This window comes from Streptomyces sp. NBC_00386, assembly GCF_036063235.1.
Lineage (GTDB): Bacteria > Actinomycetota > Actinomycetes > Streptomycetales > Streptomycetaceae > Streptomyces.
The window spans coordinates 5,537,086-5,552,552 of the sequence record NZ_CP107950.1 but is presented as its reverse complement, the minus strand read 5'-3'; the positions used below and the strand labels follow the sequence as shown (position 1 = coordinate 5,552,552).

13 protein-coding genes are annotated in these 15,467 nt (G+C 70.1%); 3 read left to right on the top strand and 10 right to left on the bottom strand.

The window, feature by feature from the left end; genetic code table 11:
• Nucleotides 1-123 precede the first annotated feature (123 nt).
• Complete coding sequence (locus tag OG780_RS24490) at nucleotides 124-771, bottom strand: chaplin (protein ID WP_328458343.1); 648 nt, start codon at nucleotides 769-771, stop codon at nucleotides 124-126.
• Nucleotides 772-1,197: 426 nt separating this feature from the next.
• Here OG780_RS24490 and OG780_RS24485 point away from each other — a divergent pair, with 426 nt between their 5' ends.
• A complete protein-coding gene (locus tag OG780_RS24485) occupies nucleotides 1,198-2,601 on the top strand; it encodes a condensation domain-containing protein (RefSeq protein ID WP_328451540.1) in 1,404 nt (467 codons plus the stop codon).
• On the opposite strand, the gene OG780_RS24480 is transcribed toward OG780_RS24485, so the two are convergent.
• The 6 genes from OG780_RS24480 to OG780_RS24455 form a co-directional block, all read right to left on the bottom strand.
• Nucleotides 2,590-3,762: a serine hydrolase domain-containing protein gene (locus OG780_RS24480; RefSeq protein WP_328451539.1), complete on the bottom strand. Its 1,173-nt coding sequence runs from the start codon at nucleotides 3,760-3,762 to the stop codon at nucleotides 2,590-2,592. The two genes, OG780_RS24485 and OG780_RS24480, sit on opposite strands and share 12 nt — an antisense overlap.
• 67 nt (nucleotides 3,763-3,829) lie before the next feature.
• Complete coding sequence (locus OG780_RS24475) at nucleotides 3,830-4,234, bottom strand: organic hydroperoxide resistance protein (RefSeq protein ID WP_326790915.1); 405 nt, start codon at nucleotides 4,232-4,234, stop codon at nucleotides 3,830-3,832.
• A gap of 206 nt (nucleotides 4,235-4,440) precedes the next feature.
• Nucleotides 4,441-4,914 (bottom strand): MarR family winged helix-turn-helix transcriptional regulator, encoded by a 474-nt coding sequence (locus OG780_RS24470; RefSeq protein ID WP_326787250.1) that lies wholly within the window; start codon nucleotides 4,912-4,914, stop codon nucleotides 4,441-4,443.
• Nucleotides 4,911-5,666, bottom strand: a complete 756-nt coding sequence (locus OG780_RS24465; protein WP_326787249.1) for an energy-coupling factor ABC transporter ATP-binding protein — start codon at nucleotides 5,664-5,666, stop codon at nucleotides 4,911-4,913. Before OG780_RS24465 ends, OG780_RS24470 begins: the two co-directional genes overlap by 4 nt.
• Nucleotides 5,666-6,427, bottom strand: a complete 762-nt coding sequence (cbiQ, locus tag OG780_RS24460) for a cobalt ECF transporter T component CbiQ (RefSeq protein ID WP_326787248.1) — start codon at nucleotides 6,425-6,427, stop codon at nucleotides 5,666-5,668. Before cbiQ ends, OG780_RS24465 begins: the two co-directional genes overlap by 1 nt.
• Before the next feature lies 1 nt (nucleotide 6,428).
• Nucleotides 6,429-7,478, bottom strand: coding sequence for an energy-coupling factor ABC transporter permease (locus OG780_RS24455; RefSeq protein ID WP_328451534.1), 1,050 nt, complete (start codon nucleotides 7,476-7,478; stop codon nucleotides 6,429-6,431).
• A gap of 276 nt (nucleotides 7,479-7,754) precedes the next feature.
• Between OG780_RS24455 and OG780_RS24450 the strand changes: the two genes are divergently transcribed.
• On the top strand, nucleotides 7,755-8,111 hold the full coding sequence (locus tag OG780_RS24450; protein WP_328451532.1) for an SsgA family sporulation/cell division regulator: 357 nt from the start codon (nucleotides 7,755-7,757) through the stop codon (nucleotides 8,109-8,111).
• A gap of 81 nt (nucleotides 8,112-8,192) precedes the next feature.
• Here the strand turns inward: OG780_RS24450 and OG780_RS24445 are convergent, their stop codons facing one another.
• The gene (locus tag OG780_RS24445) at nucleotides 8,193-10,409 is read right to left on the bottom strand and encodes an MMPL family transporter (RefSeq protein WP_328451530.1); all 2,217 of its coding nucleotides are present in this window, start codon (nucleotides 10,407-10,409) and stop codon (nucleotides 8,193-8,195) included.
• Nucleotides 10,410-10,590: 181 nt separating this feature from the next.
• Nucleotides 10,591-11,181 (bottom strand): TetR/AcrR family transcriptional regulator, encoded by a 591-nt coding sequence (locus OG780_RS24440; protein ID WP_328451528.1) that lies wholly within the window; start codon nucleotides 11,179-11,181, stop codon nucleotides 10,591-10,593.
• A 358-nt stretch (nucleotides 11,182-11,539) separates the two neighbouring features.
• On the opposite strand from OG780_RS24440, the gene OG780_RS24435 reads away from it, so the two are divergent.
• A complete protein-coding gene (locus OG780_RS24435; protein WP_328451526.1) occupies nucleotides 11,540-15,025 on the top strand; it encodes a S41 family peptidase in 3,486 nt (1,161 codons plus the stop codon).
• Nucleotides 15,026-15,156: 131 nt separating this feature from the next.
• On the opposite strand, the gene OG780_RS24430 is transcribed toward OG780_RS24435, so the two are convergent.
• Nucleotides 15,157-15,366, bottom strand: coding sequence for a hypothetical protein (locus OG780_RS24430; RefSeq protein WP_328451524.1), 210 nt, complete (start codon nucleotides 15,364-15,366; stop codon nucleotides 15,157-15,159).
• Between the last annotated feature and the right edge of the window lie 101 nt (nucleotides 15,367-15,467).

Genomic DNA, 15,467 nt, shown 5'->3' with positions numbered 1-15,467 from the left:
ACGCCGCCTCCGTTTTCATGAACCTTCTCGCCACCGGGCCGAGCAGACGAACGGGCGGACAGGCACCGGCAGCCCCCCTGGGCCCCACCAAACAGGTTCGATGGGGCTGTACAGGCATCCGGGTCAGCGACTTGGACGGAAGCGGCGGTACAGGAGCGCACCCGCAAGGAGGGACGCGGCGCCGCCCGCGAGGGCCTGCACAGTCAGATCCGCTCCTGTGTGGGCCAGCGTGGACGTCGCCGTGTCCGGGGTGTCCGGAACGGCCTCATGCCGGGGGGCCGGGGTTCGTGACACCGGGGGCGTCGGGGCCGAGGGCTTGGGGGCCGGAGTCGTTCGGGGAACGTGCGGGTGAGAGTGGTCACCGCCGTTGACCGACTGGTTGCCGACCGCAGGGTTACCCACGCCGACCGCGTTGACGCTGTTCCCGGAAACGTTCACCGGCAGATCGACCGGGAGCTGCAGACCGTTGCCTGAGATCAGCCCGGGCGAGTCCGTGACGCGGCCATCAGCCGAGGCTCCGCCTGACGTGTCCGATCCGCCGCGGGTTTCCGCACCGTCGGCCTTGGCCGTGTCCCTGTTTTTGCACACGTTGCCCACGGCCGGGTTGAGCAGCCCCACGACGTTCACCGTGTTGCCGCAGAGGTTCAACGCCCCGGACAGTGGAACCTGGATGGTGTTCCCGGAGAGCACCCCGGGCGAATCGGCCGCCGTAGCCCCGGCGTCGGCACCGTCGGCTGCGAAGACGGCGGACACGGGAAGAGCCACGGCCATCGCGCCGGATGCGGCGGCAACGGCGAGCACACGGTTTCGAGTAGCCCGTCTCATAAATATTTACCTTCCTGGCATCACTGCGGGCACTCACCCGCACATCTGCAAACGCCGGAAAGGCAACAGGGTTATGGCGTGCCGCCTTCCAAGTCGCCGTGCTGGGCCAAAAGGCCTCAACAGATGCCGTCGATCATGTGAATGTCGGTCTGGTTGCTCGTTGCTCTCGTCATGACGATCGCAGCGAAGAGGCACCCGTGGCAGTCCCTACAGGCAGGCGCATGAACGGCCGTTGAATGCGGGTCGATGGATAGGTCGCTTCACCGTTCGACGTGCCACACCTTCTGCTGATTTGCGGGCGAAACGACAGACAGCGCTCGCACGCGACTCCACGTTGATCAAGCCTTTGTTTTCCTACAAGGAGACGCCACTGTGCGAATTTCCGATATTCAGCGCTGCGAGGTCCGGCCTGGACGACTTGTGGAATGGGGGTTCAGCCCTGCGACCGTCGCGGCCGCGACGGTGCTGCCGACGGATCCACGGCCGCCGGCGTACATCCAGGAGTCACACATCAGAACGGCGCGGTCGGTGCGCGAGGGAGGCTTGTTCGTGCCGACCTGGCTCGGTACGGCTTTCGACCTGCCCGGCCGAGTCGACCTCGACGTGCTGGAACAGGCCCTACACGGCTGGACATTGCGCCACGAGACGCTGCGCAGCGGGTTCAGGTGGGTGGGCGACGAGATGCAGCGGTTCACTCTCGACCAGGACGACGTCGCGCTCCACCGCGAAGTGGTGGGCGACTTCACCGACGGGAACCTGCTGGCCGAGCATCTGCAGGACCGTTTCGACCAGGCGGCAGACGCTCTCGGCTGGCCCAATCTCATCTACGCGGCGGTCGTCCGCGAGGACTCCACCAGCGTGTATCTGGCGTTCGACCACACCAACGTCGACGCCTACTCGCTGCAGCGCATCCCGTACGAGGTACAGGAGCTGTACACGGCACATGCCGCAGGGCAGCCCCTCGCCGCCGCACCGGTCGCGAGCTATGTGGACTTCTGCGAGCAGGAACGAACGAACGCGAACGCCATCGACGACACACACGCGATCGTCACGCGCTGGCGGGAGTTCATCGACCGGTGCGACGGAAGGCTTCCGGAGTTCCCTGTCGATCTGGGCCTGCAGCCCGGCGGCGTTCTGCCCGTCCAAAAGCTCATGCGCGAGCCGCTCGTCGATGCGGAAGCGGCCGCGGCGTTCGAGACGTACTGCCGGCCCTACGGCGGCAGCCTGGTGGGCGTCCTGGCCGCGACCAGTCTGATCGTCCACGAACTCGGCGGGCAACCGGTCTACCGCACGGTCGTGCCGTTCCACACCCGGCTGAAGTCCACGTGGTCGGACTCCGTGGGCTGGTATGTCGGCGGCGCGCCGATCGAAGTACCTGCGGCACGGGACTTCGACGCCGCGCTCACCTCGGTCCGGGCCCAGCTGCAAGCCAATCGGTCGTTGGCCCGCATTCCTCTGGCCCGGGTGCTACGCCTCCTGGGCGAGGACTTCCGTCCCACATCACCCGACTTGTACTCGATCGTCTCGTACGTGGACGCCCGCCTCATTCCTGGTTCGGCCTGCTGGAGCGAACAAAGGGCGTACGGGCTGCTCCGCGTGTCGTACGGCGATCAGGTGTGCGCCTGGGTCAACCGGCTGCACGAGGGACTGTGGATCGCATGCCGCCACCCGGACACGGACATCGCTTCCAAGAACGTACAGCTGTATATCGAGAAGCTTCGAGAGCTGATCGTCTCGGTCTGTCCTGCAACCTTCTCAACCGTCTCAGGGCGATGATGTCGGGCCGACGGCCGTCCGCACCGCCCGGACCAGCGCCTGGGCCCGTGCGTCCGCCGTCACGCTCTTGCGGAAGCCGTTGGTGACGTAGCCGAACGCGATGCCCGACTCGGGGTCGGCGAAGCCGAGGGCGCCGCCGCGGCCGGGGTGGCCGAAGGAGCCCGGGGAGAGAAGCGGCGACGCTCCGCCGTGGAGCATGTAGCCGAGGCCGAACCGGGTGTTGACGACGAGGACCCGGTCCGGTCCCGCCGACTGCTCCGTCCGCGCGGCCGCCAGCGTCTCGGGCGTGAACAGCCGGACCCCGTCCACCTCCCCGATCAGCGCGGCGTAGAAGCGGGCGAGGCCGTCGGCGGTGGCGATGCCGTTCGAGGCCGGAAGGACGGCGGAGCGGTAGCCGGGATCGTTCTCGTCGGGCATCGGGGTGATCGCGGCGAAGGCGCGGCGGGTGAGGCTGCCCGGGTCGGCGTACGCCTCGGAGACCGCTTGCTTGGGGCGGGTCCTGAGGCCGCCCGGCACGGCCGGCGCCTCGATCTGCGCGACCCGGCCCACCCGGCCGGCCACCGTCTCCGGAAGCCCGACCCACAGGTCGAGGTCCAGCGGCCCGGCCACCTCGTCCGCGATCCACCGGCCGAGGGTGCGTCCGGTGACGCGCCGGACCAGCTCGCCCGTCAGCCAGCTGTACGTCTGCGCGTGGTACCCGTGCTCGGATCCCGGTTCCCATACGGGCGTCTGTGCGGCCACCGCCGCGGCCGCGAGGTCGGGGTCGGCGGCCTCGGCGGGGGTGAGCGGACGGTCGAGGACGGGCACGCCGGCCCGGTGCGCGAGCAGATGCCGTATGCGCGTGTGCTCCTTGCCGTGCGCCTTGTACTCGGGCCAGTAGGCGCCGACCGGCGCGTCCAGGTCGAGCTGTCCCCGCTGGGCGAGCAGCAGGAGTACGGCGGCGGCGACGCCCTTCGTCGCGGAGCGCACGATCTGCGCGGTGCCCCGCTGCCAGGGCTCGGTGCCGTCGACGTCACGGGTGCCGCCCCACAGGTCGACGACCTTGTGCCCGTCGCGGTAAACGGTGACGGCGGCGCCCCGGTCCCCCAGCGCCCCGAAGTTGGCCGCGAACGCCTCCCTGACCGGTTCGAAGCCCTCCGCCACTGTGCCGTTCACGTCCACGCCCGCGCTCCCTGTCGCCTCACCACTGCCGATGATGAGTGCAACACGCGCCCGCGGCCTTCGATTCCTAGCCCAGCAGGATCGTGACCTCGATGTTGCCGCGGGTGGCGTTCGAGTACGGGCAGACCTCGTGCGCCGCGTCCACGAGCTTCGCCGCCACGTCCTCGTCGACGACGGGGAGCGAGACGCTCAGGGCGACCGCCAGTCCGTAGCCGCGCTGCTTGTTGGGGCCGATCCCGACCTTGGCCGCGACCGTGGAGCCGGAGAGGTCGAGGCCGGCCCGGCGGCCGACCATGACCAGCGCGTTGTGGAAGCAGGCACTGAATCCGGCCGCGAACAACTGCTCCGGGTTCGTGCCGTTCCCGTCGCCGCCCAGCGCCGGCGGCATCGCGACCTTCAGTTCGAGCTGCCCGTCCTGACTGGTCACATAGCCGTTCCGGCCGCCGTGCGCGGTCGCCTCGGCGACATACATGATCTTCGTCGGACGAGTGTCGACAACGGCGCCGTCGGACACGGCAGGCCTCCCCCGGGGCGGGCAACAGAAGGTGGCGCACACATGCATCGTGCACAAGTGCATGGTGCACAAGGTACTGGCCGGTATGGAGCGCGGGAAGCCTCGGGGTGCCCATTGCCGATCATGTGATCCGGCCCGGTCTCGACAGGGGGCCGGTCTCTGTGTCAGCGTCCGCGTGCCGCCGCGTTCTCCGCTCGTTCGGTCAGCCGGCGCAGCTCCTCGCGCAGGCGCGTGACGTCGGCCTCGCTCAGGCCGGTCGCCGTCAGCAGCGCCTGCGGCACCTCCTCCGCGCGCTCCCTGAGCACTTCGCCGCGCCCGGTCAGCGCGACGCGCACCGAGCGTTCGTCCTGCGCCGAGCGCTCACGGCGTACGAGCCCCGCCGACTCCAGCCGCTTGAGCAGCGGCGACATCGTGCCGTAGTCGAGGTGCAGGGCGGCGCCCAGTTCCTTGACCGTGGTCTCGCCGCGCTCCCACAGGACCAGCAGGACGAGGTACTGCGGGTAGGTGAGGCCGAGTTCCTCCAGCAGCGGGCGGTACGCGGCGGTCACGGCCCGCTGGGCGGCGTACAGGGCGAAGCACAGCTGGTCGTCGAGCAGCAGCGACCCGGCCGGCGGCCCGACGTCCTCTTGTTTCGTCACGCCCCCATTGTCACGGAGCGCGGGTCGAACCCGAAGGGCAGCTCCAGACGATGGGTGCGCATGAGCTCGTCGTCGGAGAGGAGCTCGCCGGTCCCGCCGTCGGCGACGATCACGCCGTCGCTGAGGACGAGGGAGCGGGGGCACAGTTCGAGGGCGTACGGCAGGTCGTGGGTGACCATGAGGACCGTGACGTCCAGCGAGCGCAGGATGTCCGCGAGTTCACGCCGGGAGGCGGGGTCGAGGTTGGAGGAGGGCTCGTCGAGGACGAGGATCTCCGGCTCCATCGCCAGCACCGTCGCGACGGCGACCCGGCGCCGCTGCCCGAAGGACAGGTGGTGCGGAGGGCGGTCGGCGAAGGCTTCCATGCCGACGCGCTCCAGCGCCGTGCGGACGCGGGCCTCCAGCTCGGCGCCCTTGATGCCCGCGGCGGCCGGCCCGAAGGCCACGTCCTCGCGCACGGTCGGCATGAAGAGCTGGTCGTCCGGGTCCTGGAAGACGATGCCGACCCTGCGCCGGATCTCCGCCATGTGCCGCTTGCCGACCGGGAGTCCGGCGACCGTCACCGTTCCGGCGCCGCCGGTCAGGATGCCGTTGAGGTGCAGGACGAGGGTGGTCTTGCCGGCGCCGTTCGGGCCGAGCAGGGCGACGCGCTCGCCGCGCCCGATCCGGAAGTCCACGCCGAACAGGGCCTGGTGCCCGTCCGGGTAGGCGAACGCGAGGCCGGAGACCTCCAGAGAGGGTGCAGCAGACATCACAGCGTCCATCCCAACAGACATACGACAAGGGCGGCGAACGGAAGGGCGAGGGCGTACGACCACTGCGCCCGGGACGCGGTCACCTCGTCGATGACGGGCATGGAACCGGCGTACCCGCGGCTCACCATGGCCAGGTGCACGCGTTCCCCGCGTTCGTAGGAGCGGATGAACAGCGCGCCCGCCGACTTCGCGAGCACTCCCCAGTGCCGCAGTCCGCTCGCCTCGAAGCCGCGCGACTCCCGCGCGATCCGCATGCGCCGCATCTCGTCGGTGATGACATCGCCGTAGCGGATCATGAAGGAGGCGATCTGCACGAGGAGCGGCGGGAGCTTCAGCCGCTGGAGGCCGAGGAGCAGTTCACGCAGTCCGGTGGTGGAGGCCAGCAGGACGGAGGCGGCGACGCCGAGGGTGCCCTTGGCGAGGACGTTCCAGGCGCCCCACAGGCCGTTGACGCTCAGGGACAGTCCGAGCACGTCCACCCGTTCGCCCTCCGCCACGAAGGGCATCAGCACCGCGAACGCGACGAACGGGATCTCGATCAGGAGCCGTCTCAGCAGGACGCCCGCCGGTACGCGGGCCCGGTGGGCGACCACCGCCAGCAGCACGGCGTACAGCGCGAACGCCCACATGGCCTCGCGCGGGGTGGAGACGACCACGACCACGAAGGCGAGGGCGGCGGCGAGTTTGGTGTGCGGCGGCAGCGCGTGCACGGGTGAGTCCGCGTGCCGGTACAGCTTGTGCGCGTGACCGGCCCCCACCTCAGACGCCTTCCGGCACGGAGGCGGGCGAGGTGTCGGCCGTACGGCGCCTGCGGACCGTCCAGAAGACGCCGGTGCCCGCGACGACCGTGACGCCGACGCCGATCACCCCGGCGAGACCACCGGAGAGGCGGGAGTCGGAGACGTCCTTGACTCCGTATCCGGCGAGCGGCGAGTCCTCGGAGGCGTGCGCCTTCGCCTTCGCGTCGATGCCCTTGTCCTTGGCGACCTTCTCCAGGCCGTCGGGGCTCGCGGAGGCGTAGAAGCTGACGAATCCGGCGAGGACGAGGGAGGTGACCAGGCCGGTGATCCACACCTTGCGGTGCGAGGAGCGGGCCGCGACGGGGGCGGCGGCCGCGGGGACGTCGACGAGTTCCCCGTCCACGCGCAGCTTGAGGCGCTGCTGGAGGCCGCGGGCGCCGTGGACGAGGTCGGGCCGTACGGCGATGACGGCGCCGACGGTGAGCGCCGTGATCACGGCCTCGCCGATGCCGATGAGGACGTGGACGCCGACCATGGCCGTGGCGACCTTGGAGAGCGCGATGTCGGTGGTGCCGCCGACCGCGTAGATGAGGGTGAAGGCGACCGCGGCGGCCGGGACGGAGAGCAGCGCGGCGACGAAGGAGGCGACGGTGACCGAGCTCCGCTTGCGGGGCAGCACCGTCACCAGGACGCGGAAGACGGCGTACGAGACGACCGTGGTGACGATCGCCATGTCGGTGATGTTCACGCCGAGCGCGGTGAGACCGCCGTCCGCGAAGAGGATTCCCTGCATGAGCAGGACGACGGAGACGCAGAGGACACCGGTGAAGGGGCCGACGAGGATCGCGGCCAGGGCCCCTCCGAGGAGATGTCCGCTGGTCCCGGCGGCGACCGGGAAGTTCAGCATCTGCACGGCGAAGATGAAGGCGGCGACCAGGCCGGCGAGCGGCGCGGTCCGTTCGTCGAGTTCACGGCGGGCACCCCGCAGGCTCACGGCGACGGCGCCTGCGGCGACCACGCCTGTGACCGCGGAGACCGGGGCATTGATGAATCCGTCAGGAACGTGCACCGTCCGATGATAATGCCTTGTTGCGAACGACTTGCAAGAGCGGGAATGTGCGAACAGCTCGCGACGGGCAGGCGTACGGGAGCAGTTCGCGGGCGCGGAAGGCGTGGACCGCCCGCGGATGTGACCACCGCGCACATGGACGCGCCGTGACCGGGCAGGCGTTCCCGAAGGAGGGTCACGGACGGCCGGAGAGCGGTTTCCGCCAGATGTGCGACATTGGAATGGTGACGGAATTCACATCTTCCGCATAGGTCACGCAGCGTAAGGAGTCGGTTCATGCCCGCCGTCGAGCAGTACGCCCGCGCTCATATCGTGACGGACACCGCCGATTCCGCCGACGACGAACACCGGGCCGTCCCGGTGGCCCTCCGGTACGACCCGGAGACGGACCCCCGTCAGGTGCGCATCACGCTGCCCGGCCCCCACGAGTGGACCTTCGACCGCGAACTCCTGGAACGGGGTCTGCGGGTCCCCGTCACCAGCGGCGAGATACGCATCTGGCCGTGCGGCCGCGTCCAGGCCGTCCTGGAGTTCCACTCGGCGCAAGGAGTGGCGGTCGTGCAGCTCGACACGAAGGCGCTCATGCGCTTCCTCCGCCGTACGTACACGGCCGCCACACCCGTGGCGCACTGAGGAACGGCACATACGTGAGAGACCTCGCCGAGGCGTCGGCGAGGTCTCTCACGTGAACGGTCCGGCCGCGGGGGCCGAGGGTCAGACGCCGACCAGCTTCCGGTCGTCGTCCCCTTCACGCGCCTTCTCGTCGAGCGCGCGCAGGCCCTCGCCCTCGACATCGACGTTCGGCAGCACGCGGTCCAGCCACTTCGGCAGCCACCAGGCCCGCTTGCCGAGCAGCGCGAGCACCGCCGGGACGAGTGCCATCCGTACGACGAACGCGTCGAAGAAGACGGCGATGGCGAGACCGAAGCCGATCATCTTGATCATCGACTCGCTGGAGCCGATGAATCCGGAGAACACGGCGATCATGATGACGGCGGCGGCCGTGACGACCCGTGCGCCGTGCTTGAACCCGGTCACGATCGCCTGGGCGGGCTTCTCCCCGTGGACGTAGGCCTCCCGCATGCGCGTCACGAGGAACACCTCGTAGTCCATGGCCAGACCGAAGACGACACCCACCATGAAGATCGGCATCATCGACATGATCGGGCCGGTCTCCTCGACGCCCATCAGGCCGGACAGCCAGCCCCACTGGAACACCGCGACGACCGCGCCGAGGGCCGCCATCACGCTGAGCAGGAAGCCTAGCGCCGCCTTCAGCGGAACGAGGATCGAGCGGAACACCACGATCAGCAGCAGGAAGGCGAGGCCGACCACGAGCGCGAGATACGGGATCAGCGCGTCGTTGAGCTTCTGCGAGAAGTCGATGTTCATGGCCGTGGAGCCGGTGACCAGCACCGTCGCGCCCGTCTCGGCCTTGATGCCGGCGCCCCCGCCGCGGATGGTGTGGACGAGGTCCTCGGTCGTGACGGAGGACGGCTTCGAGTCGGCGATCACCGTGATCATCGCGGTGTCCCCGGCCTTGTTGGGGGCCGCCGGGCTGACGCTCACGACACCCTTGAGGTCCGCGATCTCGTCGCGCACCGTGCTGAACACCGTCTTGGGCGCGTCGCTCGCCTTGGCGTCGACGACGACCATCAACGGGCCGTTGAAACCGGGACCGAAGCCCTCGGAGAGCAGGTCGTAGGCGCGGCGCTGGGTGGTGGACGTCGGCTGCGAGCCGTCGTCCGGCAGACCGAGCTGGAGCGAGGCCGCCGGAACCGCGGCGGCGCCGAGGCCGACCACGCCGAGCAGCAGCACCGCGAGCGGGCGGCGGACGACGAAGCTCGCCCAGCGCGTGCCCATGTTCGGCTTGCCCGCCTTCTTCGCGGCGCGCCCGCCACCGAGGAGCCTGCTCTTCTTGCCGGCCGGCTGGACCCTGCGGCCCGCGTATCCGAGCAGCGCGGGGATCATCGTCAGGGCGATGAGGACGGCGATGGCGACCGTGCCCGCCGCGGCGACACCCATCTTCGTGAGCATCGGGATGTTGACGACCGACAGTCCGACCAGCGCGATCACGACGGTCAGTCCCGCGAAGACCACGGCCGAGCCCGCCGTACCGACGGCCCGTCCGGCCGCTTCCTCGCGCTCTCGGCCCTCGGCCAGCTCGGCCCGGTAGCGGGAGACGATGAAGAGGGCGTAGTCGATGCCGACCGCCAGGCCGATCATCATCGCGAGGGTGGACGTGGTGGAGCCCAGGTCGAGCACGCTGGCGAGCGCGGTGATCGTCGAGACGCCGATGCCGACGCCGACCAGCGCGGTCAGCAGCGGCAGTCCGGCCGCGATGAGCGAACCGAAGGTGATGACGAGGACGACCGCGGCTATCGCGATGCCGATGACCTCGCTGGAACCGGTCTCGGGCGTCGCCTGGAGCGCGTCACCGCCCACCTCGACGGTCAGCCCGGAGTGCCGCGCGTCCTCCGCGGCCGTCTTCAGGGCGTCCTTCGAGGCGTCCTTCAGCTCCATGCCGGAGACGTCGTACTTCACCGAGGCGTAGGCGATCGTCCCGTCCTTGCTCACGGCGTGGGCCTTGAACGGGTCGGTGACGGAGGTGACCTCGGAACCGGTGCCGAGCACCTTGACGGCCTGCTCGACCGTCGCCTTGTTGTCCTTGTCCGCCATCTTCTCGCCGGCGGGCGCCTTGAAGACGACCCGTGCGGTCGCTCCGTCGGCACTCATTCCGGGGAAGCGGCTCTCCAGCAGGTCGAAGGCCTTCTGCGCCTCGGTGCCGGGGATCGAGAAGGAGGACGATCCCGCGACGGGCGCGGAGGCGGCGCCGACACCCGCGAGCGTCAGCAGAGCCACCCATATCAGGGCGGCGAAGTGCCGTCGCCGGAAGGCGAGTCGGCCGAGTTTGTAGAGGAATGTGGCCACGAGGGCGTACTCCCGGTCAGGTCGTGGAAGGGCAGGGGCTGGTGTGATCACCCGAGTGGGGGCAGGGGGGATCAGCCCGACGACGTGAGCGGCGCGTCAGGTGCGACTACAGGGATCTGTAGAGGTGGATCACTACAGGGATCCACGGGGGTGGAACAGGGGAAGGGTCAGGAGTGGGACGTCAGGCGCCGAGAGCGGGGAGGACCACGGCGTCGACATACGAATGCAGGAAGGCCTGCGTCGGTGGGAGTTCGTCGATCATGGTGCGGGCCGCGAAGGCTCCGATGAGCATGTGCATCACGTACTCCATCGCGGGGTTGTCCGCTCGGATCTCACCTCGGTCGACACCGCGCTGGAGCACCCGGCGCAGCTCTTCCATCTCCGGCTCGATCAGCCATTCCCGGAACGCCTTCAGCAGATCCGGGTTCCCGTGCGCCGCCATGGCCAGACCCCGCATCAGCGCGGAGTCCTGCTCCATCTGGCAGTCGTCCTGCCGGAGGGCCAGTGCGTGGAAGTCGCCCCGCAGGCTCCCGGTGTCCATGTCGGAGAGCTTCAGCGGCTTCTGGTGCCGCAGGGCTTTCACGACGAGCTCGGCCTTGCCGCCCCACTGGCGGTAGAGGGTGGCCTTGCTGGAACGGGTACGGGCCGCGACGGCGTCCATCGTGAGGGCGTCGTAGCCGACCTCACGAAGCAGGTCGAGCACGGCCGTGTACAGCTCGGCCTCGCGCTCGGGCGTGATCCGACTGCGACGCACCGTTGCGGCTTCAGCCATCCCACTCACCTCTCCCGCTTCGAACGACACGGATTCGTATGTCCCTGAAGATACCCCTGACGCCAGCGAAACGAAACCGTTTCGTACGTGTGCTGGGTCACTCCGGGGACGGGTTACGCCCGGGGACGGGTTACGACCGGGGACGGGTTACGACCGGGGACGGGTGGGGCGGGAGCTGGTGCGGGGCCCGAACCGATGCGGGGCGGGAGCCGGTGCGGGGCCCGAGCCGGTGCGGGGCGCGTTCGTTCCTGAACGCGCCCCATGCACACCTCCCGTATCCCCGCCCGCGCCCACGTCCCACAACGCGCCCCCGGCGCCACGAGTTGCCGGGGTCACTCCAGCGGAAAAGCATGGGGAGGTGAGCCACGAGTACGAGAACGCGACCACGGACGAGAACTCCCCCGGCTATCTGCGTTTCCCGCATCTGAGCGGCGACCGGCTGTGCTTCGTCACCGAGGACGACCTGTGGCTGGCCCCGCTCGACGGCCGCGGGCGCGCCTGGCGGCTCACCGTCGACCGCACCAAGGTCGGCCACCCCCGTTTCTCCCCCGACGGCCGGCGGATCGCGTACACGAGCTGGCGGAGCCTCGTCCCGGAGATCCACCTGGCGCCGGTGGACGGCGGACCGGGCCACCGGCTCACCTACTGGGGCAGCGCCGACACCCAGGTGTGCGGCTGGTCCCCCGAAGGCGACATCCTCGCCGTCGCCTCGCACGGCCAGCCCTTCTCCTACTTCACCTGGGCCTACTCCGTCCCCACCGACGGCGACCCCGGCCGCAAACAGCCCTGGGGCCCGGTCTCGGACATCGGCGTCGCCGACATCGAGGGCGAGCGGAAGACCCTGCTGCTCACCGGCACCCCACCGCACGAACCGGCCGCCTGGAAGCGCTACCGGGGCGGGGCCATGGGCCGTATCTGGCTGCACGGCCGGCAACTGGTCGCCGAGCTCGGCGGCCATCTCGCCTGCCCGATGTTCGTCGACGGGCGGATCGCGTTCCTCTCCGACCACGAGGGCATCGGGAACCTCTACTCGTGCTCGTACGAAGGCTCCGACCTGCGCCGGCACACCGACCACGACGCCTTCTACGCCCGGCACGCCTCCTCGGACGGCACCCGGGTCGTCTACCAGTGCGCCGGCGATCTGTGGATCGTCGACAACCTGTCCCCCGAGTCGGTTCCGCGCCGCCTCGACGTCCTGCTGGGTGGTCCGCGCGCCGGACGGCGTACGTACCCGGTGCCGGCCGCCCAGCACGTGGACAGCATCTCCGTGGACGAGACGGGCCGGGCCTCCGCCGTCGTCGTACGCGGCAGCCTGTACTGGCTCACCCACCGCGACGGTCCCGCGCGCACCATCGCGGACACCCCGGGCGTACGGGTCCGGCTCCCGGAGATGCTCGGCTCGGGCGGCCAGGTCGCCTATGTCACCGACGCGGAGGGCGAGGACGCTGTCGAGATCGCCTACCTGCCACGCGCGACCGGCGCCCGCGAGCCGCGCCGCCTCGCCTCCGGCCGGCTGGGCCGCGTCCAGGAGCTGGTGTCGGACCCACAGGGCGAACGTCTCGCCATCGCCTCGAACGACGGACGACTGCTCCTGCTCGACGCCACGGAGGACCCCGGCGAGGCCGCCGAACTCGGCGGCCTCGATGAGCTGGGTGAATCAGACGACTCCGACGAATCCGGGGACACCGGGGAGTCCGGGGAGTCCGGGGAGTCCGGGGAGAGTGACGAGGCCGAAGGGGCAGGGGCGGAATCCGGGGCGGGGGCGGAATCCGGCGCAGGAGCGGAATCGGAGACAGGAGCGGAGTCCGGGGACGTTCCGCGGACGGGGTCCGGCGAGGTCACCGAGCTCATCCGGTCCATCAACGGACCGGTGACGGACCTCGCCTTCTCGCCGGACGGCGCCTGGCTGACCTGGTCGCACCCCGGGATCGGGCGCTCCCTGCGGCAGATCAAGATGGCGCGCATAAAGGACCGTCTGATCGTCGACGTGACCAACGGCCGCTTCGAGGACGAGAATCCGGTGTTCACGCGGGACGGCCGCTATCTCGCCTTCCTGTCCTGGCGCGGCTTCGACCCCGTGTACGACGTGCACACCGGGGACCTGTCCTTCCCCCTCGGCTGCCGCCCCTACCTCGTCCCCCTGTCCTCCGCCACCCCTTCCCCGTTCGCGCTGAACCCGGACGGACGGCCGGTCGCCGGAGGCCTCGACCCGGTCGAGGACGGGTCCGGCGACGGCACCGCGACGACCGTCGAACTCGAAGGCCTGGAGAGCCGGGTGACGCCCTTCCCGGTCACCGCCTCCAAGTACTCGGCGCTGCGCCCGGTCTCGGGCGGCGGCCTGGTCTGGCTGCGCTGGCCGATCTCCGGCGCGCTGGGCGAGACGTTCGCCAACCCGGACGACACGACCGGCCGTCCGACCCTGGAGTTCTTCAACATCACCAAGGCGAAAAAGTCCGAACTCGTCGACCATCTGGACTGGTTCGCCGTGAGCGGCGACGGTTCCCGGCTGGTCGTCGTCGACGAGGGCGACCTGCGCGCCGTCCCCGCCACCGAGTCCGGCGACAGCGACTCCACCGTCTGGATCGATCTGCGCCGCATCCTGCACGAGGTGGACCCGTGCGCCGAGTGGCGCCAGGCGTTCTCGGAGGCCGGCCGCATCATCCGCGCCTACTACTGGGACCCGGACATGTGCGGCATCGACTGGGACGCGATCCTGGAGCAGTACCGCCCCCTGGTCGAACGGGTCTCGTCCCCGGACGAGTTCGCGGACCTGCTGCGCGAGGTGCTCGGCGAACTGGCCACCTCGCACGCGTACGTGAGCCCCGCGCGCCGCAACGAGGGACCGCCCCACTACCAGCGCTGGCAGGGCCTGCTGGGCGCCAACTTCGTCTGCCGTGACGACCATTGGATGCTCAAGCGCATCCTGCCCGGCGACTCGTCCGACTCCAAGGCGCGTTCACCGCTGGCCGGCACCGGCATCCGGGAGGGAGCGGTACTCACCCACGTCGACGGGCGTCCGGTGAACCCGGTCACCGGACCGTATCCGCTGCTCGCGGGCGCGGGCGGCACGACGGTGGAGCTGACCTTCACCCCGGCCGAGGGCGAGGGCCGCCCGCGCCGGGTGGCCGTGGTCCCGCTGATCGACGAACGCCCCCTGCGCTACCAGGACTGGGTGGCCAAACGCCGCCAGGTGGTGCGGGAGTTGAGCGGCGGCCACTGCGGCTATCTGCACATCCCGGACATGGGCGGCTCGGGCTGGGCCCAGTTCAACCGCGACCTGCGGATGGAGGTCTCGCGCCCGGCCCTCATCGTCGACGTGCGGGGCAACGCGGGCGGCCACATCAGCGAACTGGTCGTCGAGAAACTGACCCGCACGATCCTCGGCTGGGACCTCACCCGCGACGCCCAGCCGGTGTCGTACGCCTCCAACGCCCCGCGCGGCCCGGTGGTGGCCCTGGCAGACGAAGCGACGTCGTCCGACGGCGACATGATCACCGCCGCCTTCAAACTGCTGAAGCTGGGACCGGTCGTGGGACAGCGCACCTGGGGCGGAGTCGTCGGCATGACCGGACGCCATCGTCTCGGCGACGGCACGGTCATCACGGTGCCGATGAACGCCGCATGGTTCGACGCGTACGGCTGGTCCGTCGAGAACCACGGCGTCGCACCGGACCTGGAGATCCTGCGCACCCCGCTCGACTGGGCGGAGGGGCGCCACGCCCAGCTGGACGACGCCATCCAGCTCTCCCTCGACCTGCTGCGCGCCCACCCCGCGGCCTCCCCGCCGGACCACTCTGACGTGCCCGACAGAAGAAGGCCGAAGCTCCCCCCGCGACCGGAGTGACCGGCCGAGACCGGACCGACCGGACCGACGAGACCGACGAGACCGGACTACCGGACTCTCCGGAAACGAGCACAAGAAAGGGGCGCCCTCCGTGAAGAGGGCGCCCCTTTCAGGCCGAGCGGGCCTTTCGATCAGGCGTCGTAGTCCTGGTCGAAGCGGTCCTGAGCCTCCCGCTGAGCTCGCTCCGCGTCCGGCCTCGCGCCGTCACGAGCGGGGGCACCGTCGCGGCCGGCCGGGGCACGGCGGCTCGCCTCGTCCTGCCGGCCCTCGGGGCGCGTCTTCTTCTTGCCCTGCTGCTTCATCCGCTCGGCCTTGTCCTTGAACTGGTCCTGCATGCTCATGAGATTCACTCCTGTTGCGGGTGAGGGATTCGGCCCTCGACCCCCCTTGTGAGTGGGGGAGGTCCGGGCCTCGACCAGACTGACACGCAGGAACAGAGCAC